Source organism: Pseudomonas coleopterorum, assembly GCF_900105555.1.
In the GTDB taxonomy this organism is placed as follows: domain Bacteria; phylum Pseudomonadota; class Gammaproteobacteria; order Pseudomonadales; family Pseudomonadaceae; genus Aquipseudomonas; species Aquipseudomonas coleopterorum.
Map to the genome: position 1 here is coordinate 1,905,484 of NZ_FNTZ01000001.1, position 25,590 is coordinate 1,931,073.

Annotated in this window: 25 protein-coding genes; 12 read left to right on the forward strand and 13 right to left on the reverse strand. The window is 62.2% G+C overall.

The features are described from left to right. Positions 1 to 108 precede the first annotated feature (108 nt). Positions 109 to 411 carry a DUF1330 domain-containing protein gene (locus BLV18_RS08670; protein ID WP_090357769.1) on the forward strand — a complete coding sequence of 101 codons (303 nt, stop codon included), beginning with the start codon at positions 109 to 111 and terminating at the stop codon, positions 409 to 411. Here the strand turns inward: BLV18_RS08670 and BLV18_RS08675 are convergent. The 6 genes from BLV18_RS08675 to BLV18_RS08700 form a co-directional block, all read right to left on the reverse strand. Further along, positions 408 to 971 (reverse strand): NUDIX hydrolase, encoded by a 564-nt coding sequence (locus BLV18_RS08675; protein ID WP_049860059.1) that lies wholly within the window; start codon positions 969 to 971, stop codon positions 408 to 410. The genes BLV18_RS08670 and BLV18_RS08675 overlap by 4 nt on opposite strands. Position 972: 1 nt before the next feature. Beyond that, entirely contained in the window at positions 973 to 1,725 is a 753-nt protein-coding gene (locus BLV18_RS08680; protein ID WP_049860060.1) for a GntR family transcriptional regulator, read from the reverse strand. Positions 1,726 to 1,848: 123 nt separating this feature from the next. Beyond that, positions 1,849 to 2,334, reverse strand: a complete 486-nt coding sequence (locus BLV18_RS08685; RefSeq protein WP_049860061.1) for a flavin reductase family protein — start codon at positions 2,332 to 2,334, stop codon at positions 1,849 to 1,851. 11 nt (positions 2,335 to 2,345) lie between these two features. Next, positions 2,346 to 3,827, reverse strand: coding sequence for an aldehyde dehydrogenase (locus BLV18_RS08690; protein ID WP_090357770.1), 1,482 nt, complete (start codon positions 3,825 to 3,827; stop codon positions 2,346 to 2,348). Then, entirely contained in the window at positions 3,824 to 4,657 is an 834-nt protein-coding gene (locus BLV18_RS08695) for an alpha/beta fold hydrolase (protein WP_090357771.1), read from the reverse strand. Before BLV18_RS08695 ends, BLV18_RS08690 begins: the two co-directional genes overlap by 4 nt. A gap of 23 nt (positions 4,658 to 4,680) precedes the next feature. Continuing rightward, positions 4,681 to 5,271 carry an amino acid synthesis family protein gene (locus BLV18_RS08700; RefSeq protein ID WP_043190191.1) on the reverse strand — a complete coding sequence of 197 codons (591 nt, stop codon included), beginning with the start codon at positions 5,269 to 5,271 and terminating at the stop codon, positions 4,681 to 4,683. 262 nt (positions 5,272 to 5,533) lie between these two features. Here BLV18_RS08700 and BLV18_RS08705 point away from each other — a divergent pair, with 262 nt between their 5' ends. The 3 genes from BLV18_RS08705 (at position 5,534) to BLV18_RS08715 (ending at position 9,610) form a co-directional block, all read left to right on the forward strand. After that, positions 5,534 to 6,385 (forward strand): LysR family transcriptional regulator, encoded by an 852-nt coding sequence (locus BLV18_RS08705; RefSeq protein ID WP_090357772.1) that lies wholly within the window; start codon positions 5,534 to 5,536, stop codon positions 6,383 to 6,385. 111 nt (positions 6,386 to 6,496) lie between these two features. Then, positions 6,497 to 7,492, forward strand: a complete 996-nt coding sequence (locus BLV18_RS08710) for an aldo/keto reductase (RefSeq protein WP_090357774.1) — start codon at positions 6,497 to 6,499, stop codon at positions 7,490 to 7,492. A gap of 78 nt (positions 7,493 to 7,570) precedes the next feature. Beyond that, positions 7,571 to 9,610: a hybrid sensor histidine kinase/response regulator gene (locus BLV18_RS08715; protein WP_244156826.1), complete on the forward strand. Its 2,040-nt coding sequence runs from the start codon at positions 7,571 to 7,573 to the stop codon at positions 9,608 to 9,610. 6 nt (positions 9,611 to 9,616) lie between these two features. Here BLV18_RS08715 and BLV18_RS08720 read toward each other — a convergent pair whose 3' ends face one another. The 6 genes from BLV18_RS08720 to BLV18_RS08745 all read right to left on the reverse strand — a co-directional run bounded on the left by BLV18_RS08720 (position 9,617) and on the right by BLV18_RS08745 (position 15,850). Continuing rightward, positions 9,617 to 10,615 carry a lysylphosphatidylglycerol synthase domain-containing protein gene (locus tag BLV18_RS08720; protein WP_090357776.1) on the reverse strand — a complete coding sequence of 333 codons (999 nt, stop codon included), beginning with the start codon at positions 10,613 to 10,615 and terminating at the stop codon, positions 9,617 to 9,619. Next, a complete protein-coding gene (clsB, locus tag BLV18_RS08725) occupies positions 10,612 to 11,850 on the reverse strand; it encodes a cardiolipin synthase ClsB (protein ID WP_090357778.1) in 1,239 nt (412 codons plus the stop codon). Before clsB ends, BLV18_RS08720 begins: the two co-directional genes overlap by 4 nt. Next, positions 11,847 to 12,629, reverse strand: a complete 783-nt coding sequence (locus BLV18_RS08730; protein WP_043190162.1) for an endonuclease/exonuclease/phosphatase family protein — start codon at positions 12,627 to 12,629, stop codon at positions 11,847 to 11,849. The genes clsB and BLV18_RS08730 overlap by 4 nt, the downstream gene beginning before the upstream one ends. A gap of 132 nt (positions 12,630 to 12,761) precedes the next feature. Further along, on the reverse strand, positions 12,762 to 14,003 hold the full coding sequence (locus BLV18_RS08735) for an MFS transporter (RefSeq protein WP_244156827.1): 1,242 nt from the start codon (positions 14,001 to 14,003) through the stop codon (positions 12,762 to 12,764). A gap of 361 nt (positions 14,004 to 14,364) precedes the next feature. After that, a complete protein-coding gene (locus tag BLV18_RS08740) occupies positions 14,365 to 14,790 on the reverse strand; it encodes a VOC family protein (protein ID WP_043190159.1) in 426 nt (141 codons plus the stop codon). A gap of 187 nt (positions 14,791 to 14,977) precedes the next feature. After that, on the reverse strand, positions 14,978 to 15,850 hold the full coding sequence (locus BLV18_RS08745; protein WP_090357783.1) for a LysR family transcriptional regulator: 873 nt from the start codon (positions 15,848 to 15,850) through the stop codon (positions 14,978 to 14,980). 214 nt (positions 15,851 to 16,064) lie between these two features. Between BLV18_RS08745 and BLV18_RS08750 the strand changes: the two genes are divergently transcribed. From BLV18_RS08750 to BLV18_RS08760, 3 genes are all read left to right on the forward strand, one after another. After that, positions 16,065 to 16,382 carry a helix-turn-helix domain-containing protein gene (locus BLV18_RS08750; RefSeq protein WP_090357786.1) on the forward strand — a complete coding sequence of 106 codons (318 nt, stop codon included), beginning with the start codon at positions 16,065 to 16,067 and terminating at the stop codon, positions 16,380 to 16,382. Then, on the forward strand, positions 16,375 to 17,652 hold the full coding sequence (locus BLV18_RS08755; protein WP_090357789.1) for a type II toxin-antitoxin system HipA family toxin: 1,278 nt from the start codon (positions 16,375 to 16,377) through the stop codon (positions 17,650 to 17,652). The genes BLV18_RS08750 and BLV18_RS08755 overlap by 8 nt, the downstream gene beginning before the upstream one ends. Before the next feature lie 92 nt (positions 17,653 to 17,744). After that, entirely contained in the window at positions 17,745 to 18,506 is a 762-nt protein-coding gene (locus BLV18_RS08760; protein WP_043190155.1) for an SDR family oxidoreductase, read from the forward strand. Positions 18,507 to 18,513: 7 nt separating this feature from the next. Here BLV18_RS08760 and BLV18_RS08765 read toward each other — a convergent pair whose 3' ends face one another. Then, positions 18,514 to 19,491, reverse strand: a complete 978-nt coding sequence (locus BLV18_RS08765; RefSeq protein ID WP_090357790.1) for an AraC family transcriptional regulator — start codon at positions 19,489 to 19,491, stop codon at positions 18,514 to 18,516. Between the two features lie 102 nt (positions 19,492 to 19,593). Between BLV18_RS08765 and BLV18_RS08770 the strand changes: the two genes are divergently transcribed. The 5 genes from BLV18_RS08770 to BLV18_RS08790 all read left to right on the forward strand — a co-directional run bounded on the left by BLV18_RS08770 (position 19,594) and on the right by BLV18_RS08790 (position 25,576). After that, on the forward strand, positions 19,594 to 20,817 hold the full coding sequence (locus BLV18_RS08770) for an MFS transporter (protein ID WP_090357792.1): 1,224 nt from the start codon (positions 19,594 to 19,596) through the stop codon (positions 20,815 to 20,817). Positions 20,818 to 21,123: 306 nt separating this feature from the next. Beyond that, complete coding sequence (fae, locus tag BLV18_RS08775) at positions 21,124 to 21,636, forward strand: formaldehyde-activating enzyme (protein ID WP_090357794.1); 513 nt, start codon at positions 21,124 to 21,126, stop codon at positions 21,634 to 21,636. Positions 21,637 to 21,646: 10 nt separating this feature from the next. Continuing rightward, positions 21,647 to 22,681 (forward strand): aldo/keto reductase, encoded by a 1,035-nt coding sequence (locus BLV18_RS08780; RefSeq protein ID WP_090357797.1) that lies wholly within the window; start codon positions 21,647 to 21,649, stop codon positions 22,679 to 22,681. Then, positions 22,678 to 24,111, forward strand: coding sequence for an NAD-dependent succinate-semialdehyde dehydrogenase (locus BLV18_RS08785; RefSeq protein WP_090357799.1), 1,434 nt, complete (start codon positions 22,678 to 22,680; stop codon positions 24,109 to 24,111). The genes BLV18_RS08780 and BLV18_RS08785 overlap by 4 nt, the downstream gene beginning before the upstream one ends. A 100-nt stretch (positions 24,112 to 24,211) precedes the next feature. Then, positions 24,212 to 25,576 (forward strand): MFS transporter, encoded by a 1,365-nt coding sequence (locus BLV18_RS08790; RefSeq protein ID WP_090357802.1) that lies wholly within the window; start codon positions 24,212 to 24,214, stop codon positions 25,574 to 25,576. The last annotated feature ends 14 nt before the right edge of the window (positions 25,577 to 25,590 follow it).

The window sequence follows — 25,590 nt, forward strand, 5'->3', positions numbered from 1 at the left end:
CGCACTTGGATACGGATCCGGGCTGACCGATCGTGGCTGACTGGTTGGGATAATCAGCTGAATCGTGGTATACCATAATACGCAAACAATCCCCCTGTCGAGGTGAAAATGAAGGCTTATTGGATTGCTCATGTGGACGTCACCGATCCGGCGCAATACGGGCTCTACACCCAGCGCGCACCCGCGGTTTTCGCCCAGTACGGCGGCCGCCTGCTGGCTAGAGGCGGCCGTTCGCAGGCCATGGAAGGCCGGGCCACGCCGCAGCGCAGCGTGGTCATCGAGTTCGATTCGTACGCCCAGGCGCAGGCCTGCTACCAGTCCAGCGAATACCAGGCCGCAGCCAGCCTGCGCGCAGGTGCTGCCAGGGCCGAGGTGATCATCGTGGAGGGGTGCGAGGCGATCGTCGGCTAGCGCATGAAGTGAATGCGACCGGTGTCGTCATTGCCCATGTAGATGCCGTAGGTACCGGTCGCGCGTTCCTGAATGTAGCGTTCCAGGATCTGCCGGATGGCGGGGTAGTAGATGCTGTCCCAGGGAATGTCCGCCGGCGCGAAGAACTGCCGCGCGGCGGTTTCCGGACCGAAGTCGTCCGTCACCTCCAGGGCCATGGCGCGGAAGATGATGTACACCTCGCTGATGCGCGGCACGCTGAAGATCGAATACGGGGAGATGATCTCGGCGCGCACGCCGGCTTCTTCCCACAGCTCGCGCAGGGCACCTTCCTCGGTGGTCTCGCCGCTTTCCATGAAGCCGGCGGGCAGGGTCCAGGTGCCGGGTCGCGGCGGAATGGCACGCTGACACAACAGGTACTTGCCATCGGCTTCGACGATGCAGCCGGTGATGACTTTCGGGTTGACGTAATGCACGTGCCCGCAACCGGCGCAGAAGGTCCGCTCATGGGTATCGCCCGCCGGAATGCCCAGGCTCAGGCCGCCGGCACCGCAATGTGGGCAGAACCGGGGAGTGGCCATGTCAGCGTCCGATACGGGGTTCGTCGAGGGCGATGGGCGCAGCGATGTCGCGGACCTTGTGGTCGTCGTTGCGTTGCTGGCGCAACGACTCCAAAGCCACCTTGGCCGCAGCGCGCACGTGATCGACCGAGGCCTGGTGCGCCGCCATCGGGTCGCCACTCTTGATCGCGGCAACGATGCGCTCCATCTCGTCGCTGCTGACGCCGCGGCGGTTTTCCTGCGACACCGAGGTGGCCCGCAGGTAGCTGATGCGCGCCTGCAACTGACGCAGCTGGGTCGCGGCGACCTGATTGCCGGAGCCTTCGAGCAGCACGTCGTAGAAGCCCTGGACGGAGTTGAGCACGTCCGACAGCGCGCGTTCCTCAAGGGCCTTGCGGTTGACCGCCAGCGCCTTTTCCAGGGCGCGGATGTCCTTGGCCTTGGCATTGAGGGTGAACAGCTGGACGATCAGGCCCTCGAGCACGCAGCGCAGTTCATAGATGTCGCGGGCGTCTTCCAGGGTGATGATCGCCACGCGCGGGCCCTTGGCGTCGGCGAACTCCACCAGGCCTTCGGATTCGAGATGGCGCAGGGCTTCACGCACCGAGGTGCGGCTCACGCCCAGGCGCTCGCACAGGTCGCGTTCCACCAGGCGGTCGCCGGGCAGAAGCTGGAAATTCATGATGGCGCTGCGCAACTTGTCGAGCACGATTTCGCGCAGGGTGACGGGGTTGCGATTGACCTTGAAGCTGTCGTCGAGGGGCAGGCGTTTCATCGGGTCCGCTCTGTTGAAAAGGCAAAAAAACAGCGGCGAGTCTAACACGCCACCCGGCGCTGCCGACCCGCGACCGGTGATTTGCCCAGGTCCGGTCGACAGGAGCGCTCAGCGCAGGGTCGGTCAGCCCAGGCTCGGCATCGCACCCAGTTTGCCGCGATGGTAGAGCATGGGGGCCAACGGCTCGCTGGGCAGGATCAGGTTCTTCACCGCGCCGACGATGATGGCGTGGTCGCCACCGTCGTATTCACGCCACAGTTCGCACTCGATGATCGCCGTGGCGTTTTCCAGCAGCGGGTTGCCCAGTTCGCTGAGATGCCAGGCGATGGCGCGGGCCTTTTCCTTGCCCTTGCTGGCGAACGCGTAGGCCTCCGCCTGCTGGTCGGCAGACAGCAGGTGAATGGCGAAGCGCTTGCTGTCGCGCAGGATCGGGTAGGTGTCCGACTGGTAGTTGGGGCAGAACAATACCAGCGCCGGGTCGATCGACAGCGCGCTGAAGGCGCTGGCGGTGATGCCGGCGATGCCACCTTCCGGGTCCAGCGTGGTGACCACCGTCACCCCGGAGGGGAAGGAGGCCATCACTTCTTTGTAGATGCCGGGCTCTATCATTTCAAATTACCTCAACGCATCACGAATGGGTCGGGCATGGGGGCCTGGGACAGGTTGATCCATACCGTTTTGAGTTCTGTGTAGGCCAGCACCGAATCGATCCCGCTTTCACGGCCATAGCCGCTGTTCTTGAAGCCACCGATCGGTGCCATGGCCGATACCGCGCGGTAGGTGTTGACCCAGATGATGCCGGAGCGCACGTCGCGGGCCAGGCGATGGGCACGGCCCAGGTCACGGGTCCAGATGCCGGCCGCGAGGCCGAATTGCGAGTCGTTGGCCATGGCCAGCGCCTGGGCTTCAGTGGAGAATCGAATCACCGACGCCACCGGACCGAACACTTCTTCCTGCATGATTTTCATCGAATGGCTGTCGCACTCGAACAGCGTCGGTTGGTAGTACCAGCCGTCGCTGTCGGTCTGCGCACGCTGGCCGCCCATGCGCAGGGTAGCGCCTTCTTGCACGGCTTGCGCGACCAGATTTTCCACCACGGCCAATTGCTGAGCGGTGGCCATCGGGCCCATCTCGCTCGCTTCGTCTTGCGGGTTGCCGATCTTGATGCGTCGGGCGCGTTCTACCAGGCGCTCGACGAACTCGTCGTAGATCTCGTCCTGCACCAGCAGGCGCGAGCCGGCCACGCAGCTTTGCCCGGAGGCAGCGTAGATGCCGGCCACCACGCCATTGATGGCACTGTCCAGGTCGGCATCGGCGAAAATGATGTTCGGCGACTTGCCGCCCAGTTCCAGCGACAGCTTGGCGAAGTTCTCGGCGCTGCTGCGCACCACATGCCGCGCGGTGGCGGCACCGCCGGTGAAGGCGATCTTGCGCACCAGTGGGTGGCGGGTGAGGGCGGCGCCGGTGCTCGGCCCATAGCCGGTGACGACGTTGACCACGCCCGGCGGAATGCCGGCTTCGAGGGCCAGGCGGGCCAGTTCGAGCAAGGTCGCGCTGGCGTGTTCGGATGGCTTGAGGACGATGGTATTGCCGGCGGCCAGCGCCGGCGCTAGCTTGATCGCCGTCAGGTACAGCGGGCTGTTCCAGGGAATGATCCCGGCGACCACGCCGATGGGTTCGTGCACGGTGTAGGCGAACAGGTCGGGCTTGTCGAGCGGCAGCGTACCGCCTTCCAGCTTGTCGGCCAGGCCTGCGGTGTAGTGGAAAAATTCAGGCAGGTAGCCCACCTGACCGCGGGTTTCGCGAATCAGCTTGCCGTTGTCACGGCTCTCCAGCTGGGCCAGCGCCTCTTTGTTGTCGGCAATCAGGTCGCCCAGCCGGCGCAGCAGCTTGCCCCGCGCCGTGGCGGTCAGCCCGCGCCAGGCCGGCGATTCGAATGCCCGCTGTGCGGCCTGCACGGCGCGGTCGACGTCGGCCTCGTCGGCGTCGGGCAGCAGCGCCCAGGGTTGCGCGAGCGCCGGGTTGTGACTTTCGAAGGTCTTGCCGGACAGCGCATCGACCCACTGGCCGCCGATGCACATCTGAAAGCGTGAAAGGGTCATGCGACGATCCCCTGTGCCTGATTGTCCAGGCGCTGGGCCCGGGTAAGAAATTTCAACAACGTCTGGTTGACCAGCCGAGGCGATTCCACGGGCATCATGTGCCGTTGTTCGGAGAGTATCGCCACTTCGGCGTGGGGGATGCGCTCGGCCATTTCACGGGCCATCTGCGGCGTGGAGCCCGGATCGAGTTCGCCCGTTGCAATCAGCGCCGGCGCCTGGATGCGACCCAGTTCCTCGGCTCCGTACATGTCCTGGGTAGCGAAAAGCTCGTAGGTGGTCAGGTAGCCCTGGGGATCGTTGCCGGCCAGCGTCTCGCGCAGCGCCGCGATCTGCGCCGGGTTGGCCGCCTGATACTCGCGGCTGAACCAGCGCGACAGCGCGGCCTCGGCGTTGGCATCGGGGCCGTGCTCGGCGGCTTGCCCGGTGCGCGCTATCACACCGGCGCGTTGTTCGGCGCTGCGGTTGAACACGCTGTTGAGCACTACCAGGGCCTGTAGCCGCTCGGGATAGTGCAAGGCAAACGCCCGTGCCACCAGCCCACCCATCGAGAACCCGATGACCGTTGCCGCTGGCAACTGCAAGTGATCCAGCAATTCGAGCAACTGGTCGGCATAACCCAGCAGCGCCGTGCCAGGCGCGGGCTGCGCGCTGGCGCCATGCCCCAGCATGTCGTAGACGATGACCCGATAGTGCGGCATCAGCCCGACGAACTGGCCTCCCCACATTTCCTTGTTCAAGCCCACGCCATGGATGAACACCACGGGCGGGCCGTCACCGGCGGCAAGGTAACTGGTACCGGCCGCAGTGCGTTCAGCGGTAAGCCGAATCATGGAGCGCTCCTGAGTCAGGTGGATCACTGGGCCTTTTCGGCGGCCAGTTCTTCCAGGTCGATGTAGCGGTTGCCGATGCGCGGATGCAGGCGCCCGCCGTTGGCGCAGCCCAGGACCACGACGATTTCGTCGGCGCGCGGCGCGTCCTCGATCTGCATTTCCAACGTGACGTAATGGGAACGCAGGCCCTCGTCGTCCTTGTGCATCATCGGGATCTGGATCGAGGTGCCGGGCCCGCCACGCTTGTTGGTGAAGCTCAGGTAGCTCTTGGCTTGCACCGCCTCGCGGTAGTGGTTGCCGAAACGCAGGGTATGGATCACGGCCGAAGCGTGCTCGATCTCGCCATCGGCACCGACCACCGCAGCCTTGCCGTAAGCCTCGATCTTGTCGGCACCACCGATGCTGGCCACCAGACGCTCGACCATCAAAGCCCCGAGGTCCGAGCAGTTGGCCTTGATCTCCGGCTTCAAGTCATCCACGAAGCCGCGGCCCAACCAGGGGTTCTTGATGACGACCGCGAGGCCGACCATGGTCACCGGAGTGTCGGTGGCCTTGCCGCCTTCGATGCGGGTCTCTTCGGAGTAGGTGACGATTTTGCGGATCTCGAAGCTCATGCCTGTTTCCTTCTTGGAGAGTGTGTATCTGGTATTATGGTATACCAAGAACAGGCTTCGGCAAGTGTTTTTTATCGACGGGCGCTATCGCCCTGTAGCAGCGGCGCAAGCCGCGTCCAGCTTTACCGCGATCCTGCAAGTACACCGCATATACCGCCGACGCGGCTCGCGCCGCTGCTACAGGGGGCGAAATGTTGCCGATATGAATGCAGGGTTTGCATGGACCCAGGGGTATCATGGCCTCTCACTGACGAGGGTATCCATGTTCGATTGGGAAGATCTGAGGCACTTTGCGGCCTTCGTGCGAGCCGGCTCGCTGGCGTCGGCGGCCAAGGCGCTGGCGGTGGACCATGCCACTGTGGCCCGGCGCATTGCTTCACTGGAAACAGCGCTCAACCTCAAGCTGGTCGACCGTCGCTCTCGCGCCTACGTACTGACGCACCAGGGGCTGCGGATTGCCGAGTTCGCCGAGCAGATGAGCGCTTCTTCGTTCGCTCTGGAGCATTACGCCGGTGCCGACCAGCCGGACGTGCAGGGCGAAGTGGTGCTGTCGGCGCCGCCGGTGTTGCTGGGCAGCCTGATCGCGCCCCATGCCGGTGCCTTGCTGGCGCAGCACCCGGCGCTGTCACTGCGCCTGGTGGGCACCAAGTCGCGAACCTCGCTGGCGCGCCGGGAGGCGGACGTGGCGGTCAGCCTGGCGCGGCCGCTGGAGTCGACTCTGGTGGCCAGTCTGCTCGGGCACCTGGACTATGCGCTGTATGCCAGCCCTGCTTACCTGGCTCAGGCAGCGAAGCCGCGCTTCATCGGCTACGACGCTTCGCAAGCCAAATCCCTCCAGCATCGCTGGCTGGTGGAGCAGGCCAAGGGAGGCGAGTTCGTGTTGTGCAGCAATGACCTGCGCGTGCAGGCACTGGCGGCCGCCGGCGCAGCGGGTATCGTCTGCCTGCCGGCGTTCATCGCTGCCGAACATGCCCTGCAACGGGTCGATCCGGAGGCGAACACCTTGAACATCGAAGTCTGGATGGCGTTCCACGAAGACGTGCGCGCCACGCCACGCATCCAGGCGGTCGGCGAATTCGTGCGCACCTGCATGGCCGTGCTGCCGCGCTTGTGAATTTCTGCATAGCTCAGGTGCGACGCCTGGGGGTTATGTCGGTGGGCGGTGGGCGCTAAGGTAACGGGCATCGGATCGGCATGTCGCGCGGTCCACCGCAGGAGCCACTCCATGAAATACGTCAAGCTGGGCAACACCGGCCTGGATATCTCCCGCCTGTGCCTGGGCTGCATGACCTTCGGCGAACCCGATGCCGGTACCCACCCCTGGACCCTGGGCGAAGACGCCAGCCGCCCGATCATCAAGCATGCGGTGGAGCAGGGCATCAACTTCTTCGACACGGCCAACAGCTATTCGGCCGGCACGTCCGAAGTCATCGTCGGCAAGCTGCTCAAGGAATTCACCCGTCGCGAAGAAACCGTGATCGCCACCAAGGTGTTCTTCCCGGCCAACATGTGGGAGGGCTCGAACGAGCCCAACGAGCAGGGCCTGTCGCGCAAGGCGATCATGGCCAGCATCGATGCCAGCCTGCAGCGGCTGGGCACCGACTACGTCGACCTGTACCAGATCCACCGCTGGGACTACCACACGCCGATCGAAGAGACGATGGAAGCGCTGCATGACGTGGTCAAGGCCGGCAAGGCGCGCTACATAGGTGCTTCGTCGATGTACGCCTGGCAGTTCGGCAAGGCCCAGCAGGTCGCGGCCAGTCATGGCTGGAGCCGCTTCGTCTCGATGCAGAACTACCTCAACCTGATCTACCGCGAAGAAGAGCGCGAGATGATTCCGCTGTGCCTGGACCAGGGCGTAGGCCTCATGCCCTGGAGCCCGATGGCCCGTGGCAGGCTGACCCGCCCGCACGGCGTGCAGACCGAACGCACCCGTACCGATATTTCCGGGCAGTCGTTCTATGCCGCCACCGAGGCCGAGGATGGCAGGGTCATCGATGTGGTCGAGCAGATCGCCCAGGAACGTGGCGTGCCCATGGCCCAGGTAGCACTGGCCTGGGTGTTGAACAAGCCCGGTGTGTCGGCGCCGATCGTCGGTGCCTCCAAGGCTGCGCAGTTGGACGATGCCCTGGCCGCACTGCAGCTGTCGTTGACCGAAGAAGAAACGGCGCGCCTGGAAAAGCCCTATGTACCGCACGCGGTGACCGGTTTTTCCTGAGCCGCAGAGGCACAGGTGGGTCGCCGCAGACCCGTGCGGATGCTATGGTTGCTGCGCGATCCACTGCCTGAGTTGAACATGACCGAGCCATTTCCCTTTTCCCGAGAGGGCATGAGCGAGCAAGTACGCTGCCACGACTGGGCAGCGACCTCACTGGGACCGATCCACAGTTGGCCTGCAGCCCTGCGCATCGCCGTCGACATGTTGCTGGCGTCGCGCTTTCCCGGCTGTCTGGCCTGGGGTCCCGAACGCATCATGCTGTACAACGATGCGTTCGCGCCCTTGCTGACGGGCAAGCCGCCAGCGCTCGGGGTACCGATACATATCGTCTGGAGCGAGGTGTGGGACGAGATCAAGCCGATCATGGACCGCGCCTTTGAAGGCGAAGCGACCTTCATCGAAAACTTTCCCCTGGTCATCCATCGCAACGGTCGGGCCGAGCAGGCGTACTTCACGTTCTGCTACAGCCCGGTGCGCGACGAGCACGGCACCATCGTCGGCATGCTCGATACGGTCATCGAAACCACGGCGACCCTGCAGGCCAGGGAAAAGGCCGAGCAGGCCGCCGAGGATTTCGAACGCGAAGCCATGGCGCGCACGGCCGAGCGCAACCGATTCTGGGACCTGTCTTCCGACATCATGCTGGTGACCAGCCGCAAGCTGGAGGTCAGGGCCATCAACCCTGCCTGGTCGCGGGTACTGGGCTGGAAGGCTGAAGAGCTGCTGGGCCGGCATGCGGTCGACCTGATCCACCCCGACGATCACGATGCCGTGGCCGTTGCGATGGTGCCGCTGTACCGCGGCGAACGCCTGCATGACATGACCTGCCGAGTGCGGCACCGCGATGGCAGCTATCGCTGGATCGCCTGGGCCGCCGTGCCCACGGACAACGCGTTCCACTCCGTGGGCCGCGATGTGACCGAGGAGCGCGAGCGCGCCGTGATGCTGCAGCAGGTCGAAGAGCAACTGCGCCACAGCCTCAAGATGGAAGCGGTCGGCCAGTTGACCGGCGGCCTGGCCCACGATTTCAACAACCTGCTGACCGGCATCAGTGCCAGCCTGGAGCTGCTTCGCCAGCGTGTCGAACAAGGCCGCACCACCGAGCTCAAGCGGTACATCGACGCCGCGCTGGGTGCATCGGCTCGGGCCGCGACGTTGACCCACCGACTGCTGGCCTTCTCCCGGCGTCAGACCCTGGCACCGCGTGCGGTCGAGCCGCCGGTGCTGATCGCCGACCTCGAAGACCTGATCCGCCAGACCCTAGGCCCGAGCATCGAATTCAGCGCCCAGAGCGATGACGACGTGTGGTGGGTGCGCGTGGACGCCAACCAGTTGGAAAGCGCACTGCTCAACCTGTGCATCAACGCGCGCGATGCGATGCCCGAAGGCGGCAGTCTGTGGCTGCGCGCTCGCAATCACCATCAGTTCGCTCGGGCGCGCACCGAGAACGACCTGCAACCCGGGCAGTACGTGTGCCTGAGCGTGACCGACAGCGGCACTGGCATGGACCCGCAGACGGTTACGCGAGTGTTCGATCCGTTCTTCACCACCAAGCCGCTGGGGCAAGGCACGGGGCTGGGCCTGTCGATGGTCTACGGCTTCGTGCGCCAGTCCGGCGGGCAGATCCGCATCGATTCCACGCCCGGACAGGGCACGGCCATGCACCTGTTCCTGCCGCGGCATGAGGGCGAAGTGGTCGCGCCATTGCCGCTGCCCAGCGGCTCGCCGATGGACACCGATGCCACCGGTGAAACCATTGTGCTGATCGACGACGAGGGCACATTGCGGCAGATGGTTGGCGAAGCGTTGCGGGAAAAAGGTTATCGCGTACTGGAAGCGGCGAATGGCGTGGAAGGTTTGTCGCTGGTGCAGGGCGGGGTCAAGGCGGACCTGCTGATCACCGACATCGGCCTGCCCGGTGGGCTCGACGGCCGCCAGGTGGCGGACGCCGCCTGGTCGCTCGAACCCTATCTGAAAGTGCTGTTCATCACCGGTTACGCGGATCAGAAGGTGGATGCCGAAAGCTTGTCCACCGCCGCTTCCCAGGTGCTGACCAAGCCCTTCACCCTGGATCACCTGACCTCCACCGTGCGCTCGATGTTGGCCAGGCGCATCTAGACAGGACTAGCTGGCGCCGGTGCCTGCATCCGCTTCACGGTGCTTTTCGATGGTCCGCGTGCGCTTTTCCAGCACCAGGTACACCACGCAGGCAATCGCCAGGGGCAATAGGAAATACAGCGCGCGGTAGGCGATCAACGCCGCCAGCAGCGCACCCTTGGAGTACTGACCCTGCAACAAGGTGATGAAGATGGTTTCCAGCACACCCAAGCCCGCTGGAATGTGCGTGATGACCCCGGCGATGCTGCTGATCAGCAGGATCGCCAGAATGGTCGGGTAGCCCACTTTATCCGGCAGCAACGACCACACCAGCAGACCCATCAAGCTCCAGTTCAACGCACCCAGGCAGGCCTGGGTCAGCGCCATTTTGAACGAGGGCAGGAGGATCTCCTGCTTGCGAATGGTCCAGGTGCGCTTTTTCGAGAAGCGGCAGGCCGCCAGGTACGCGAGCCCCAGCAGGATGATCACCACACCAATGATCTGCAGCCCGGTGCTGCCGATCTTGAAGCCCTCGGGGAGTGCCGGCAGGCCCATGGCGAACAGCGTACCGGCGACGAACAGGTAGCCCAGCCAGTTGGTGATCAGGCACAGGCTCACGATCTTGGTAATGGCCGTGGCGTCCAGGCCCAGCTTGGAGTACAGCCGGTAACGCAAGGCGATCCCACCCACCCATGAGCCCAGGTTGAGGTTGAACGCGTAGCAGACGAATGCCAGTGGCAGTACCTGCCGATTGGGCACGTCGTGGCCGATGTATCGCTTGGCCAGCACGTCGTAGCTGGCAAACGTCAGGTAGCTTGCCGCGACGATACCGGCGCCGATCAGCAAGGTGCTCAACTTGTAGGAGCTCAGCGCATGCTTGACCTCCTGCCAGTCGAGGTTCTTGACCAGCATGAACACCAGTACCGGGACCAGGATGAAGCACAACACGGTCATGCCGCGCTTGGCCCACACCCACTTGCTGGATTTCGGCGAAGCCTTCGGCGCGCTCGGCGATGAGGTCGTCATACCGTCTCCTTGCGATCCAGCGCCGGGGCCTGGCAATGCTGCGGTTCGACATCGATCAGCGGCACCAGCTTGGGCGAGTGCGCCGGGATGAACCCGACCATCGCCGGGAAATGACGCAGGAAGTGGAAGGTGAGGAAGATGATCGGCGCCCGCCACCAGTAGCCGCGCAGTACGCGTTGCAGGCTGATCGACTTGCAGGTGCTGCGCGCCAGCTCCTCCAGGTGATCGTGCAAGCGCTCGTTGAAGCGGCGGTCCTTGATGATCAGGTTACCCTCAAGGTTCAGCGACAGGCTCAGCGGATCGAGGTTGCTGGAGCCCACGGTCGACCATTCACGGTCGATCACAGCGACCTTGCCATGCAATGGCCGCTGGCAGTATTCACGGATGACCACGCCATCACGCAGCAGGTAGTTGTAGAGCAGCCGCGAGCACAGGCGCACCAGCGGCATGTCCGGCATGCCCTGCAGAATCAGCGTCACGTCCACGCCGCGGCGGGCCGCGTTGCGCAGTTCGCGCAGGAAGCGGTAGCCGGGGAAGAAATAGGCGTTGGCGATGATGATCCGTTCGCGTGCGCCCCGAATGGCCTTGAGGTACTGCTCTTCGATATCGGTGGTGTGCTGGTCGTTGTCGCGGATACTCAGCATCAGCCGCGCACTGGCGCTGTCGGCGTCCGGCGAAGGGCTGCGCGAGCGCCACGGCGCGCGGCTGCGCACGACCTTGCTGGTTCGATCGAGCAGGGCGAGCGTGGCACGGTGCAGATCCGCCACGATGGGGCCACGCACGCGCACCGCGTAATCCTGCTTGGCCATCGGCTCGCCGGAGTCGGCCAGGTGGTCGGAGCTGTAGTTGATGCCGCCGACGAAGCCGATTTCGCCGTCGATCACGGCGATCTTGCGGTGCAGGCGACGGAACAGATTGGTCCGCACGCCCATCACCCGCGGCTGCGGATCGAAGGCCAGCAGCTGCACACCGGCGTCGGCCAGTTCGCGTAGGAACTGGGTGCTCAGCTCGGCCGTGCCATAGCCGTCCACCAGCACTTCCACGCGCACGCCGCGTTGCGCCGCTTCGATCAGCACCCGTTGCAGATTCTTGCCCACTTCGTCCTCGTAGAGAATGAAGGTTTCGATCAACACTTCTTCACGGGCCTGGCCAATCGCCTCGAAGACCGCCGGAAAGAACTCCTCGCCATTGATCAGCAGCTGGATTTCGTTGTTGTCACGCCATTGCTCGCTCATAGGCGAACCTCCACTGCGAGGGGCACATGATCGGAAAGATGGGACCAGGGTTTGCGCGACAGGACCTTGGGCATGTGGGCCGTCGCATTGCGAATGTAGATACGGTCGAGCCTGAGCAGCGGCAGCCGCGCCGGGAACGTCTTGGCCGCGCTGCCGAAGGCTTCGACGAACACTTCGGTCATGTGGCAGCCGGCCAGGGCTTCGTCGGCGCGCACGCGCCAGTCGTTGAAATCGCCGGCAACGATGACGGCCGCAGCGGGGTCGAGGCTGTCGAGCAACCGGCACAACAATGTCAGCTGCTGCTGGCGCTGGCTCTCACGCAGCCCCAGGTGCACGCAGATGGTGTGCACTTCGCCGTGCCCGGGCACGTCGAGCACCGAATGCAGCAGACCACGTTCCTCGGTTCCGGTGACGCTGACGTCGAGGTTCTCGTGGCGCACGATGGGGAATTTCGACAGCAGCGCATTGCCGTGGTCACCATCGGGGTACACCGCATTGCGGCCGTAGGCGTACACCGGCCACATGCTGTCGGCGAGGAACTCGTATTGGGGAACGTCCGACCAGTTGTCGTAGCGCTGGCCATGGGAGCGATGCATCCCGAGCACTTCCTGCAAGAACACGACATCGGCGCCCAGCGTCCGCACGGCCTCGCGCAACTCGGGCAGCACGAAGCGCCGGTTCAGCGGGCTGAAGCCCTTGTGGGTATTCACCGTCAGAATATGCAGGGAGGTTACCGCCACAGCGTCCTGGGGTAACGGCTGAGGATTGGGGGTGGTCATTCTGAAGCTCCTGAGGGGACGACAGGGGCACTTTGGCCCATATGGTCCGACTCGGAAGCGATTGTGAAGGTTCAACGGTGCCCTTATCGTCGCTGGCGATAAAGGCACACGAGATGTTTCCCGATAAATCGGTTATCTAAGAAGGTTACCCTTGGACGTTTCCCGCAAGGTCAGGATGGCCAGCAGCGCACACACCGCCGCGCCCGCCATGAAGTACCCCGGTACCAGCAGATTGCCGGTCCGGGTGATGATCGAGGTGACCACATAGGGTGTGATCCCGCCTCCCAGGATCGCACCCAGGTTGATGCTGATCGCCATCGCTGTGTAGCGCACGCGAGTTGGAAATTGCTCGGCGTAGGTCGGGTAGCCTACCGATTGCACGATCGGCATGGGCAGGGTGGCGACAAACATCGCCAGCGCCGCGATCCACAGGCTGCCACTGTCCATCAGCATCATCATCGGCACCACCAGCACGGCATAGCCGACGAAGCCGATGGCCAAGGCTTTGCGCCGACCGATACGGTCCGACAGTCCGCCCCAGAACGGCATCATCGCCGCCATGCACAGGCTGATCACCGCAATCACCCAGTAGACCTTGGACTTGTCGAAATGCAGGTAGGTGGTCAGGTAGATGTTCATGAACACCATGCCGATGAAATAGCCGGCATTCTGTGCAGAGGCGAACACGATGACCCGCAACAGCGCCGGCAAATTCTTGCCGAACACTTCCTTGACCGGCGCAACCGGTGGCTTGTCCTTGGCCAGGAACGCCTTGAACTCCGGGGTCTCCTCGACGTTGTGGCGCATGTGGAACGAAAAGATCACCAGCGGGATGGACAGAAAGAACGGAATCCGCCAGCCCCAGGCTTGCAACTGCTCGGCGCTGAGCAGCCCGGTGGTGATACCGCAGACGATCGCCCCCAACGCCCCACCGACGGCCACCCCCAGCGGGGTGAACGCGCCGAAGAAACCACGCCGGCCATTGGGCGAAGACTCCGCCACGAACGCCGCAGCGCCCACCACTTCGCCGCCAGCGAAGAAACCTTGGGACAAGCGCAACAGCACCAGCAACACAGGGGCGGCGAGGCCGATCTGCGCGGTGGTGGGCAGCACGCCAATCAGCGCCGTAGCGGTGCCCATGCCGATCACGGTACTGAGCAGCACCCGACGTCGTCCGATACGGTCGGCCAGACGGCCCAGCAGGACGCCACCGATCGGGCGTATGACGAAAGCGATGCCGAACACCGCCAGGGTGGCGAGCAGGGCCGCCGCCGGATTGTCACCAGGAAAGAACAAGGGCGCGATGATGGTCGCCATGTAGCCGTAGATGCTGAACTCGTAATATTCCACCGCAGTGCCAGTCGCCGAAGCCATGGCTGCACGCCTGGCAACCAGGGCTGAGTGCCCTGAGCCCTGGGTGACGCTTGCGTCGACGTCAGTGCGCTGCATTGGGGTACTTTCAGAAAGAACACCGGACATGAATACCTCCCGCTTTGGCTCGAGGCCAGGAAATTGGATGGCAGAAAGTGCTGCCTGAAAAGGCGTAACAAAAATCGGCAGTGCACCGTCCATCCGCGCACTGCATGCGGATGCCCTGATGCCTTTGTTCGAAGCGCAACGTCCGTACTGCGAAGCCACTGCGGCGGCTGCAAGGGGAGGTTGGCAATTGAATCGGGGAAGAGGAGGAGGCCTGAGTGCGCCGTCGCTCTGCTGGCGACGGTCGCTGCGTAACGGATTACTTGGCGAACAGCTGACTCATGTCCTTGAACGCCTTGAACTCCAGTGCGTTGCCGCACGGGTCGAAGAGGAACATGGTGGCCTGTTCACCCACCTGGCCCTGGAAACGAATATAGGGTTCGATGACGAACTGGGTACCGCGCGCCTTCAGCCGTTCGGCCAATGCCTCCCACTGCGCCCACTCCAGAATGATGCCGAAGTGCGGGACCGGTACATCGTGACCGTCCACGGGGTTGCTGTGCACGCTTTCCTGGGAAGCCGTCTTGGGGTGCTCGTGAATAACCAGTTGATGGCCGTAGAAATCGAAGTCGACCCACTGCGCACTCGAGCGGCCTTCGGAGAGCCCGAACACTTCACCGTAGAAATGACGTGTGGCCGCCAGGTCGTAGACAGGTATTGCGAGATGAAAAGGAGAAAGGCTCACGGTAATTTCCTATGGCTTTGTTTTGATCTGAAGCCATTCTTGTCCGCGAATGCGTGAGATAAAAGCGTAAATCCTGTGTTCTGAGCACGAAATATTTTGATTGATTCTGCATTCGGTCAGGGATTTGCACCTTGATTGTTCATGCTGCCCCACAACGGTTCAATTCTCGGCTGGAAACCCTGCATCGTCACCCCACATCGCCGGCCTCCAGAACGCAGCTTCTGAAGATGTTGAAAAGTGCCGAGTGCTTTTGCCGGTATTTCGACACCAATACGATCTCCCGGAAAAACGTCAGCTCGTGCAGCTCCAGCACCCTCACGTCCGCCGAATGCTCCAGCCATAGACCCGCCCTGGGAACCAACGCGACGCCAAGGCCACTGCCGACCATTTTGACAATGGCGTCCAGCTCGTCCAGCTCCAGTGCCTGCCGTACATGGAGCTTCTGCTCCTTGAGAAACTGGGTGACCAGGCGCCCCCCGAACGAGCCGCGGTCATACCGCACAAAAGGCTGTTGCGCCAGGATCGCCAGGGGGTCGTCGCCTGAGACGTTCTTCGCGGCGATCAGTACGAAGGCCTCGCGCGCGATGACTTCGGCATGCAGGTCCTTGGGCAGCGCAAACGGCGGCTTGATCATGATGGCCAGGTCCAACTCGCCCGCGTCCACCTGGCTGAGCAGGTTCAACGACACACCCGGCACCAGGTGGGTCTCGATGAAAGGCGCCTGCTTTCTCAACGCCACCAACGCCTGCGGCAGGATCCCGGTCTGCACCGTGCCGATGGCGCCAATGCGCAGCGAGCCGTGGAAATCATTGCCACTGTCCGCCGCGCCCATACGCTCGAAAAGCCGCAGAATTTCTTCAGCCAGCGGAATGGCCCGCTGCCCGGCAGCATTGATGGTCGCCGCGCGCCCGGTCCGATCGAACAGCCTGACACCCAGGGTCTGCTCAAGACTCTTGATCTGCGCGCTGACCGCCGACTGCGTCAGCCCCACCTGCTGTCCGGCGGCCGCGAAGGTGCCCCGTTGCGCAACGCAGATGAATGTCTTGAGTTCTCGGATCATGGGATGCCTTGGAGAGTTGTGGGTAGTGCAAAGCTTCTGTCACAGACTGAACAACCGAAGCATCATTCTCAAAACTCAAGCCTCATTAAATCTGTTATGTTGTGTCTAAAAGGTCAATATAGAAAATAAGCCACAAAATATTGGATTTAGCACTGGCTAGTCCTGATTGTTAACGTGGCGATTGCGTCTGTACAGCACAGGCTAGGTACAAACGATGTTGGAATTGAGCTTCAGCAAACCCGATGAGATCGTCAAGCGTCTCTGCGATCGATTGCGCACTGAGCGCTTGGCGTTGAACATGACCCAAGCCGAGTTGGCGGGGCGTGCCGGTATCGGCGCCAATACCGTGTCCAACCTTGAAGCAGGGCGCAATGTCGGCTTCGAGAACGTGGTAAGGGTAGCGATGGCCCTTGGCAGAACCCGAGAGCTCGAGGGCCTATTCCTTCCCAAACTGGACAGTATCGAAGACATTCGCCGCTATGAAAACAGCGCCAAACGTATTCGTTCAACGAGGAAGGCCGGCAATGCCTGAGCAGGTAGATGTGCTCTACGAAGGCTGGGGCGAGCGCTGGAAGTGGGGCACACTGGTGTCCACGACTGCCCTGACGGGGCGTCCGCTGATCGTATTCGAGTACAGCAACGAAGCCAGACAAAGAGGTTTGGAGCTGTCGTCCTACACACTGCCGTTACAGGGCGCTCTGTTGCGCCAGGACTTTCCGGAGCACCAGTTGCACCTGCCAGGTCCCGTCTATGACGCGTTGCCGGACGGGTGGGGCATGTTGCTGATGGACCGCATGTTCAGGCGTCGAGGGCTCAGCACGGCGCGTATTGGCCCGTTGCAGCGGCTTGCCTACATCGGCAATAACGCCATGGGCGCGATGACGTTCGAACCGAGGGTCCCGGAAGGACAAGCGTCTGACGTTCACATTCCATTGGAACAGCTCGCTGCAGGCGTCCAGGAAGTGCTTCAAGGAGACGGTGGCGAATTCCTGCAGACGTTGCTGCTGGTTGGTGGCTCGCCGCAAGGCGCCAGGCCAAAGGCGCTGGTGTATCGCAACCCTGCAACAGGCGGATTTACCACAGCGGCCACACCGGGTTTCGAAGCTTGGTTGATCAAGTTCCCTGCCAAGGAAGAGCATGCTGAAGTCTGCGCGGTCGAAATGATCTACGCCGAATGCTTGCGCATGTGTGGCATCCAGACCCCAGCTACACAATACTTCAGCCTGCCCAATGGCCTCGCAGCCTTCGCCAGCAAGCGATTTGACCGCCATGAGGGCTTGCGTATCCCCATGCAGAGCCTTGCGGCTTTCACCGGGGCCGATTATCGATCGCCGGGAGTGTTGGACTATGTCAATTTCTTGCGGGCCACCCGGATGTGTACCAACGACGTGCGAGCAATGGCAACGGCCTTCGAGCGTGCGGTCTTCAATGTCGCGTTCAACAACCGGGACGATCATCCCAAGAACTTTGCCTACATCATGACGCAAGAGGGTCAGTGGGAACTGTCGCCAGCCTATGACGTGACATTCTGCGAGGGACCAGGCGGTTATCACCAGATGGATGTGATGGGTGAAGCGCTGTCGATCTCTCGCGCGCAAATGCTGCGGCTCGCTCAAGAGGCTGAAATATCTCCCGACGATGCAGGCAGAATGATCGACCGTATCTGTGGTGTGGCCAGTAGGTTTGCAACCCTTGCCGAGGATTTGTATCCAGGCGTTATCACTCGAGACACTTTGCGGATGATTCAGCATCGCATCGATGAGAACGTTGGTCGGTTACAGGATGGTCCTACGCATCCCTGAAAGCGTGATGTCGCAGGGGCGCTCGCCTGCGTGATCGCCGGCGGCACCCCCATTATCGGCTGACACAGCCAACGGCTCAGGAGCTAAGTCCAATGGTCAACGTCTCGCAGGCACCGCTGATTCTCATCACAGGAGGCAGTCGTGGGGTGGGTGCGGCAACCGCCCGGCTGGCCGCGGCCAGAGGTTATGACGTGGCTATCAGCTACGTGGCCAACGAGTCCGCAGCGCTGGCCGTGGCGGCGGATGTGGAAGCATTGGGGCGCAAGGCGCTGGCAATGCGGGCCGACAGTGCGGACCCCCAAGAGGTGGCCGAGTTGTTCGCCGCCATCGATCGCACATTCGGACGCATCGACGTACTGGTCAATAACGCCGGCGTGCTGGCGCCTCAGTCGCGCCTGGAGGACCTGGGTTACGAGCGGATGCAGCGCATCTTTGCGGTCAATGCCATTGGGCCAATACTCTGTGCCCAGCAGGCAGTGAAGCGCATGTCCACCCGCCACAACGGTCCGGGTGGCGTGGTGATCAACGTCTCTTCGGCCTCGGCTCGCCTTGGCAGCCCGAACGAGTACGTCGACTACGCAGCGTCGAAGGGTGCCCTGGAGACCTTCACCATCGGCTTTGCAAAGGAGGTGGCTCGGGAAGGCATACGCGTCAACTGCATTCGCCCCGGACATATCTACACCGAAATGCACGCCAGTGGCGGTGAGCCGGGACGGGTCGATCGTGTCAAGGATTCGATCCCCATGGGGCGGGGCGGTCAACCGGAGGAAGTGGCACGCGCGATTCTGTGGCTGGCCAGCGAAGAGGCATCGTTCGTTACCGGTACATTCCTCGATGTAACGGGCGGCAAGTGAGTCAGGGTTATGGATTCTGGGGAACGGCAGGCTGTCTCGCCTTGCGGCTCAAACCCGGTGTCTTGCCCGTGATGCGCTTGAATGCACGGCTGAAGGCGGCCTGTGAGGTATAGCCCAGACGCTGCGCCACTTCTTCGATCGGCAGCCGTTCCAGTGTCAGCCACTGGGTCGCGAGCCGCATTCGCAGTTCGGTGACATAGCGCAGCGGGGACATGCCGATCGTCACTTGAAAGCGGTCTGCGAACACTGAACGTGAGGTATGGCAGTGCTCTGCCAGTTGCGCAACCGTCCAGTCGCGGCCCGGTTGTTGATGCAGCGCAAGCAGTGCGCCAGCCAGGCGTGGATCGCGCAAGGCGGCGACGAGGCCCGAAGCGTTCCCGCAGGCGCACTCCACCCAGCCGCGAACGATCATGGCCGCCACCACATCGGCCAGCCGCGCAAGAATACCGGCGAAGCCAACACGTGCAGCGCTGACCTCGCGCTCCATGGTCGTCAGGATAGGCACCAGCCCGGGATAGCGCTGGCCACCGGCATCGATCAGCATCAGACCCGGCATCAGCTGGCCGAGGCCATGGATACTGCCCAGCTCGAACTCCATACAACCACTGAACAGAAGGGTACTGGGCGTGGGGCTGGCATCGGCTCCGATATCCACGGCGCTGACGGTATCGCCGAGGGCGGCTCCATTTAAACGGTCAATGTCCTGAACCGGCACGTCGGGGTGGGAGAGCAGTTCATGGGCCGCGCCATGGGAGATGAACACAGCGTTGCCAGCTGACAGCTCATAGGTGGTGCCGTCCTCCATGTGCAACATCGCATTGCCAGCGGCCACGAAGTGAAACCAGGCGTGCCCCGGTTTTGCCGCGAAACCCAGCCCGAAGCGTGGACCTGCGTTGATACGCCGGTAGTCGACGCCCCGCAGACGCATGCCCTGCAACAACTCGTTGATGAGATCCGAGGACTGAGCGAACTGTTCTAACGACATGGTTCAGGTGCTTTGGTCAAAAATGAGGGTTTTTGGATCATAGATCATCCAGCTTTCGGCGCCTAGACTGCGGCTCGCAATGAAAATTGGGAGATCCGAGTAATGACCGACTGTGTATGCAATGCCCCATCCGACTCTCATGCTGGCGACAGCGCGAACGAGGCACCTGCGACCCCCGCGTGGATGGCCGTCTTCTCACTGGCGATGGGCGTCTTCGGATTACTGACCGCGGAGTACCTGCCGGCCAGTCTGCTCACGCTGATGGCGACCGACCTGGGCGTTTCCGAAGCCCTGGCTGGCCAAGCGGTGACCGTGACCGCCGTGGTGGCGCTGTTCGCCGGTTTACTGGTGCCTGGCCTGACCCGCAGCATCGACCGACGTTGGGTGTTGCTGGGTTTCTCCACGCTGATGGTCGCCTCCAATCTGCTGGTCGCCGTTTCCTCCAGCTTCGCCGTGCTGCTGCTGATGCGCATCCTGCTGGGTATCGCCCTTGGCGGATTCTGGAGCATGGCGGCGGCGGTCGCGATGCGCCTGGTGCCGAGCGCGTTGTTGCCCCGGGCGCTGTCGATCATTTTCAGCGGCATTGCCATCGGTACGGTCGTTGCCGTGCCGATGGGCAGCTATCTGGGTGGCTTGTATGGCTGGCGCAGCGCGTTCTTTGCCGCGGCAGCGGTTGGCATGGTGACCCTGGCGTTCCAGTCGTTCACTTTGCCCCGGCTTGCGCCACGCCGACCGGCACGCCTGCGTACCGTACTCGAGGTGCTGCTGCGTCCGGGCATCGCCATTGGAATGTTCGGTTGCGTGCTGGTGCACAGCGGCCATTTCGCCATGTTCACCTATGTCCGGCCCTTCCTTGAAGGGACCACCGGCATCGGCGCGCGAGGGTTGTCGCTGATGCTGCTGGGGTTCGGTGTAGCGAACTTCGCCGGCACGCTGTTGGCCGGGAAGCTGCTGGAGCGTCACCCTTTGGCCACGCTCGTACTGATGCCCGCGCTGGTTGGTGTTGCGGCACTAGGATTGGTGCTGTTGCCTGCCTCGGTGCCGGGGCAGGCACTACTGGTGGCGATCTGGGGCCTGGCCTTCGGCGGCGTACCGGTGGCATGGTCGAACTGGGTGGCCAACGCAGTGCCAGACCAGGCGGAAAGTGCTGGGGGTATGGTGGTGGCATCGGTGCAGTCCGCCATTGCCACCGGGGCGGCTGCTGGTGGTGCGATGTTCAGCCTTGGTGGCAGCGCGGGTGTGTTCGTCGCGGCGGCTGTGCTGATGCTGCTGGCGGCGTTGTTGATTGCGGCGAGGGTGCGGGTTTCTTCTGCCTTTCTTTCCTGACGATCCCGAGGAGTCCAGGAGTAATCTTGTTGGCGTGTAAGCATTCAGCAGAATTGTATAGGGTATGAGCAGAACTCATACCCTCATGACTTTTAATGGTTACAGCCCCGCCAACCGCCAGTGTTAAAAAATCGCAAACACAGCTCATCAATAACAAAAAGAGCGTTTGCAATCATGACCAAGCCCTTCTGTCGCGTCCTCTCCCGCCTCGTATTTCACTCTCCACACCCTGCAGCTGCCACGCAATCTTCAAGATCCGCGTGCGCCTCCCATCAACCAGAATAAATCCAAAAAGAGTAATGACTTGTGAAAGAACTCGACCTGTACATCGGTGAAGGTTTCGAAGGCCCGGGCGTGAACGCCGCCCACATCAATATTCTGATTGGCCCGCGTAACGGCCCGGCGGGGCAGGCGTTTGCCAACAGCCTTGCGTCACCGAGCCAAGGGCATTGCCCGTTCATGGTAATCGCGCAACCAAACATTCCGGTCAAGCCAATGACCCTCTACGTCAATAAGGCCGCGATCAGCAGCGACTTGCACGGCAACGCCACATGGGGCGCGTCACAAGCGGGGATCGCGAAGGCTGTTCTGGAAGCTTTGCTGGACGGCACCTTGCCGCCGGAAGCCGAAAACGAGTGGGCAATTGTGACCGCCAACTGGGTCAACCCAGCCTGTGACGACCTCGATGCGGTTTACCTGAACAACTACAACGCCTGCCGCACTGCGATCCGCGCCGCCCTGACCGGTAAGCCGGAAACCGCGCAACTGGCGGATGTGGTCGCTCACATCAGCAACCCTTTCTACACCCCAAAAGCCTGAGGTCTGCGCCATGCAATACATTCGTTTGGGCAACTCCGGCCTGCAAGTCTCCCGCCTGTGCCTGGGCACCATGAACATGGGCACCCCAGACTGGAAACCGTGGATCTTCGATGAAAAGCAGAGTGAGCCGATCGTCGCCCACGCCCTCGACAACGGGGTCAACTTCATTGACCTCGCGGACTTCTATTCCGCCGGCGTCGGCGAGGAAGTGGTGGGGCGCATCGTCAGGCGCCTGGCTCGCCGCGAAGACCTGGTGATCACTACCAAGGTCGGCTACGGCACCCGCAACGGCATCAATGCCAGCGGCCATTCACGCAAGCACATCATGGACAGCATCGACGCTTCGCTGAAGCGCCTGAACATGGATTACGTCGATGTGTTCATGCTGCATTACTTCGACCTGAATACCCCGGTTGAAGAAACCATGAGCGCGATGAACGATATCGTGCGCGCTGGCAAGGCCCGCTACATTGGGGTCTCCACCATGCTCGCCGGGCAGTTGGCGAAGATCCTCATGGTTTGCGAGCGCCATGGCTGGGTCAAGCCCATCAACATGCAGTTGCAGCTGAACTGCGCCTACCGCGAAGAAGAGCGCGAGATGATCCCGTTTTGCCGCGATCAGGGCCTGGGCGTTTCGGTGTTCAGCCCGCTGGCGCGCGGCTTGCTGACCGGCGACGTGCAGTCGACCCGCAACCAGACCGACTTTTTCACGCAGCAAATGTACAGCGACGAAGCCTCGTTCGAGATCGCCCATTCGGTACAACGTGTGGCTCGCGCCCGTGGCTTATCAAACGCACAGATCGCCCAAGCTTGGGTGGCGAACCATCCGGGCGTTGATTGCATGCTGGTAGGCGCCGACACCACTGCGCAGTTTGACAGTGCGTTGGCAGCGTTGGAAACCAGGCTCGACGCCGAAGAACTGCACGAACTGGAACGTAACTACACCCCGTGCGACGTGATCAACGATTACACCGCCGGCAAACGCATCCTGCGCTCGGCCCGCTTGGGCCTGGAACGCTTTACTCTGACCGAGGCTGTGGCATGAGCTCGCTGATTCGTAACGGCAATTTCATCGACGGCCAATGGTCGAGCGGTGCTGCGACCTATCCGGTGTCGAATCCGGCCAATGGCGAAGTGATCGCCAACGTGCACAAGGCCGGCGCCGAGGATACCGAACGCGCCGTTGCGGCCGCCCATCGGGCCCTGCCGGCCTGGCGAAAGTTGACCGCCAAGGATCGCAGCCAGCGCCTCAAGCGTTGGAGCGAACTCATGCTGGGTAACCAGAAGGATCTGGCTACATTGCTCAGCCGCGAGCAGGGCAAACCGCTCGCTGAGGCAATGGGCGAAGTGGTCTACGCCGCAAGTTTTCTGGAGTGGTTCGCTGAAGAGGCCAAGCGTGCCTACGGCGATGTGATACCGAGCCACAAGGCAGATGCGCGGATCATCGTAGTCAAGGAAGCTATAGGCGTGGTCGCGGCGATCACGCCGTGGAATTTCCCGCTGGCGATGGTCACGCGCAAGGTCGGTCCAGCGCTGGCGGCGGGTTGCACCATGATCCTCAAACCCTCGGAAGAGACCCCGTTATCAGCTTTCGCCCTGGCAGTGCTGGCCGAGCAGGCGGGGATTCCAGCCGGGGTGTTCAACGTGGTTTCCGGTGACGCCGTGGCGATTGGCGGTGCGCTGCAAGCTTCCGGCATCGTGCGCAAACTGTCGTTCACCGGCTCGACACGCACCGGCAAACTGCTGATGCGCCAAGCGGCGGATACGCTAAAAAAAGTCTCGCTGGAACTGGGCGGCAACGCCCCGTTCATTGTGTTTGACGATGCTGATCTGGACGCCGCCGTCAAAGGTGCGATGGCCTCGAAATTCCGCAACACCGGCCAGACCTGCGTCTGCGTGAACCGCTTCTTCATCCAGGACGGCGTTTACGAAGCCTTCACCGGCAAACTCGCTGAAGCGGTGGCTGCGATGCGCGTCGGCAGTGCGCTGGAAGGCGAAACCGAGCAGGGTCCGCTGATCAACGCTGCGGCCCTGGCCAAAGTTGAATTGCACGTGAGTGACGCCTTAAAGAAGGGCGCCACACTGTTGTGCGGCGGTCGTCGTCATGCGCTGGGCGGCACCTTCTACGAACCGACCATCCTGTGCGACGCCAACAGCGACATGCTGATCGCTCAGGATGAAACCTTCGGCCCGGTAGCCGCGTGCTTCCGCTTCAAGGACGAAGCCGAAGTATTGCAACGGGCGAATGACACACCCTACGGATTGTCGGCGTACTTCTACAGCCGCGATATAGGCCGCGTATGGCGCATGGCCGAAGGCCTAGAGGCCGGCATGGTCGGGATCAACGAAGGCATCATTTCCACGGAAGTCGCGCCGTTTGGTGGCATCAAGGAATCGGGCCTGGGGCGCGAAGGCTCCAAATACGGTCTGGAAGACTATCTGGAAATCAAATACCTGCTGATGGGCGGCCTCTGACCCCCAACCGTAATCCCTATGGGAGCGAGCGAACTCACTCCCATAGGTTCAAGCGCTGTCGGTTTTATTTCTCCGTCAATAACAACAACTGGAGACGAACATGTCCGCTCAATCGATAAAGATCGACGACCTGCCCATCGGGCGTTTTCATATCAAAATTGCCGGTCTCACGTTCGGCGCGCATTTCACCGATGGCTACATCCTCGGCCTGATCGGTATTGCCTTCACATTGCTCAGCCCGCAGATGCAACTCGATGCTTTTTGGCAAGGCTTGATCGGTGCTTCGGCACTGATTGGCTTGTTTCTCGGCAGCCTGTTCTTCGGCTGGATTTCCGACAAGGTCGGTCGGCAGAAAATCTTCCTGGTCAGTTTTGTCCTGATCACCATTGCTTCGGTCATGCAGTTCTATGCCCAAACTGCGATGCAGCTATTCCTTTGTAGGGTAATAATCGGCATCGGCCTGGGCGGCGACTTCAGCGTGGGCCACGCTATACTTGCCGAGTTCTCACCGAAAAAACATCGCGGCGTATTGCTCGGTTCGTTTAGTGTCATCTGGACCTTCGGCTACGTCGCCGCGACCTTTGTCGGCACGGCGATGCTCAGTCTGGAGGATGACGCCTGGCGCTGGATGCTGGCTTCGTCGGCGATCCCGGCGGCGCTGATCCTGGTTGCTCGAATCGGCACACCCGAGTCACCACGCTGGCTGGTCAATCAGGGGCGGATCGCCGAAGCACGGGCGATTGTCAAAAAACACCTGGGCGACAATGTCGAACTCGATGAAACCCGCTCCACCGACACCCGTTCCGGGTATGCGGTGCTGGTCAGTCGTGAATACCGGAAGCGTACTGCGTTCAACTGCCTGTTCTTTGTCTGTATCGTCATGCCGTACTTTGCGATCTACACTTTCCTGCCATCGATATTGCAGAAGATGGGCCTAGCGGAGGGCTTCGGCACCGAATTGATGCTCAATATGCTGCTGATCCTCGGCGCATTGATCGGCATCTGGTGCACAGTGAAGTTCTCGCGCCGAGGCTTCCTGATCAATTCGTTCATCATCCTCGCGGTAGCCTTGTTCCTACTGGCGGCCTTGCCGGGCAGTGCGGCGTTCCTGATGGTGCTGGTGTTCGGCGTGTTCACGCTGGTGTTGTCGGCGGTGAGCAATTTGGTGGGCGTGTTCCCGGCCGAGAGCTTTCCGACCGAAGTGCGGGCCAGCGGGATTGGCTTGGCGACGGCGGTGAGTCGCTTGGGCTCGGCAGTCAGCACTTTCCTGTTGCCGGTGAGTGTGGCGGGTATCGGCTTGAGCCCAACGATGGGCATCCTGGCGTCGATTCTCGCACTGGGCGCGATCATTTCCTGGGCTTGGGCACCGGAAACCAAATCCCTGGCACTGAGCCAGGCGTGCAAGGCGCAGGGGCCAATGGAGAGCGCGGCACCCGCTGCCACAAAGGTCGCAGCCCCAATCTAAAACCCATCACACAC

What these genes read in the sequence shown, in the direction of transcription:
- BLV18_RS08765 (WP_090357790.1), bottom strand. Translation starts at nt 19,491, where the DNA reads ATGTCGTTAGAACAGTTCGCTCAGTCCTCGGATCTCATCAACGAGTTG.
- BLV18_RS08790 (WP_090357802.1), top strand. Translation starts at nt 24,212, where the DNA reads ATGTCCGCTCAATCGATAAAGATCGACGACCTGCCCATCGGGCGTTTT.
- BLV18_RS08675 (WP_049860059.1), bottom strand. Translation starts at nt 971, where the DNA reads ATGGCCACTCCCCGGTTCTGCCCACATTGCGGTGCCGGCGGCCTGAGC.
- BLV18_RS08695 (WP_090357771.1), bottom strand. Translation starts at nt 4,657, where the DNA reads ATGATTCGGCTTACCGCTGAACGCACTGCGGCCGGTACCAGTTACCTT.
- BLV18_RS08680 (WP_049860060.1), bottom strand. Translation starts at nt 1,725, where the DNA reads ATGAAACGCCTGCCCCTCGACGACAGCTTCAAGGTCAATCGCAACCCC.
- BLV18_RS08690 (WP_090357770.1), bottom strand. Translation starts at nt 3,827, where the DNA reads ATGACCCTTTCACGCTTTCAGATGTGCATCGGCGGCCAGTGGGTCGAT.
- BLV18_RS08750 (WP_090357786.1), top strand. Translation starts at nt 16,065, where the DNA reads ATGTTGGAATTGAGCTTCAGCAAACCCGATGAGATCGTCAAGCGTCTC.
- BLV18_RS08745 (WP_090357783.1), bottom strand. Translation starts at nt 15,850, where the DNA reads ATGATCCGAGAACTCAAGACATTCATCTGCGTTGCGCAACGGGGCACC.
- BLV18_RS08720 (WP_090357776.1), bottom strand. Translation starts at nt 10,615, where the DNA reads ATGACGACCTCATCGCCGAGCGCGCCGAAGGCTTCGCCGAAATCCAGC.
- BLV18_RS08755 (WP_090357789.1), top strand. Translation starts at nt 16,375, where the DNA reads ATGCCTGAGCAGGTAGATGTGCTCTACGAAGGCTGGGGCGAGCGCTGG.
- BLV18_RS08780 (WP_090357797.1), top strand. Translation starts at nt 21,647, where the DNA reads ATGCAATACATTCGTTTGGGCAACTCCGGCCTGCAAGTCTCCCGCCTG.
- BLV18_RS08685 (WP_049860061.1), bottom strand. Translation starts at nt 2,334, where the DNA reads ATGATAGAGCCCGGCATCTACAAAGAAGTGATGGCCTCCTTCCCCTCC.
- BLV18_RS08760 (WP_043190155.1), top strand. Translation starts at nt 17,745, where the DNA reads ATGGTCAACGTCTCGCAGGCACCGCTGATTCTCATCACAGGAGGCAGT.
- BLV18_RS08770 (WP_090357792.1), top strand. Translation starts at nt 19,594, where the DNA reads ATGACCGACTGTGTATGCAATGCCCCATCCGACTCTCATGCTGGCGAC.
- BLV18_RS08715 (WP_244156826.1), top strand. Translation starts at nt 7,571, where the DNA reads ATGACCGAGCCATTTCCCTTTTCCCGAGAGGGCATGAGCGAGCAAGTA.
- BLV18_RS08785 (WP_090357799.1), top strand. Translation starts at nt 22,678, where the DNA reads ATGAGCTCGCTGATTCGTAACGGCAATTTCATCGACGGCCAATGGTCG.
- BLV18_RS08705 (WP_090357772.1), top strand. Translation starts at nt 5,534, where the DNA reads ATGTTCGATTGGGAAGATCTGAGGCACTTTGCGGCCTTCGTGCGAGCC.
- BLV18_RS08735 (WP_244156827.1), bottom strand. Translation starts at nt 14,003, where the DNA reads ATGGCTTCGGCGACTGGCACTGCGGTGGAATATTACGAGTTCAGCATC.
- BLV18_RS08700 (WP_043190191.1), bottom strand. Translation starts at nt 5,271, where the DNA reads ATGAGCTTCGAGATCCGCAAAATCGTCACCTACTCCGAAGAGACCCGC.
- clsB (WP_090357778.1), bottom strand. Translation starts at nt 11,850, where the DNA reads ATGAGCGAGCAATGGCGTGACAACAACGAAATCCAGCTGCTGATCAAT.
- BLV18_RS08710 (WP_090357774.1), top strand. Translation starts at nt 6,497, where the DNA reads ATGAAATACGTCAAGCTGGGCAACACCGGCCTGGATATCTCCCGCCTG.
- BLV18_RS08670 (WP_090357769.1), top strand. Translation starts at nt 109, where the DNA reads ATGAAGGCTTATTGGATTGCTCATGTGGACGTCACCGATCCGGCGCAA.
- BLV18_RS08730 (WP_043190162.1), bottom strand. Translation starts at nt 12,629, where the DNA reads ATGACCACCCCCAATCCTCAGCCGTTACCCCAGGACGCTGTGGCGGTA.